This window comes from Limosilactobacillus reuteri (genome assembly GCF_002254085.1).
Lineage (GTDB): Bacteria > Bacillota > Bacilli > Lactobacillales > Lactobacillaceae > Limosilactobacillus > Limosilactobacillus reuteri_K.
This window is the reverse complement of sequence record NZ_NGPY01000059.1, coordinates 1-678: the sequence shown is the minus strand read 5'-3', so window position 1 is coordinate 678 and position 678 is coordinate 1. Positions and strand designations below refer to the sequence as shown.

At 38.6% G+C, this 678-nt stretch carries 1 protein-coding gene; it reads left to right on the top strand.

Annotated features, from left to right (window positions below; all coding sequences use genetic code 11):
* Positions 1–616, top strand: a 616-nt coding sequence (locus CBG10_RS09020) for an IS3 family transposase (protein ID WP_143452876.1), incomplete at its 5' end; no start/stop codon positions are given.
* Positions 617–678 lie beyond the last annotated feature (62 nt).

The following is a 678-nucleotide window of genomic DNA, read 5'->3' as shown; positions in this document are numbered from 1 at the left end:
CTTAATGCATGAAATGGGACTTAAATGTATCAAATATAATCGGCGAGTCCGTAAGTATGATTCCTCTAAGGGACCAAATGGCAAGAAAGCTAAGAATAAGCTAAATCGGCGTTTTATGAGTAACCGTAAATATCAGAAAATGGTTTGTGACATTACAGAATTAAAGGCTCATGATGGGCGAAAAGTGTACTTAGAAATTATTAAGGACTTGGCAACTAACCAGCTTCTCACTTGGTCAATCAGTCAACATCCAAATCTTCAATTCGCATTAGATCCACTCCGGCAATTACTTAAGCAGTTACCTCATACAGGATACCAATTAACTTTACATACTGATCAAGGCTGGCACTATCAACATCGTGCTTGGCGCAAACTACTTCGCCAGGGAAACATTAGGCAAAGCATGTCGCATCGAGCAACCTGTCTGGATAACGCTGCCTGTGAAACAGTCTTTAGTAAACTGAAAGCAGAAATTGGTCCTGATACCAGTTATCGCAATCAAGAAGAATTAAGCCAAGCAATTAATGAATGGATTCACTTTTATAACGAACGCCGTATTCAGACAAAACTAGGCAACCAAACTCCACTTCAATATGAGCAGAATCTAGTTGCCTAGAAAAATATTTATTCAATTTTAAAGCAAGAACATACAGGTTCCAACTTTAAGGGTACACGTCA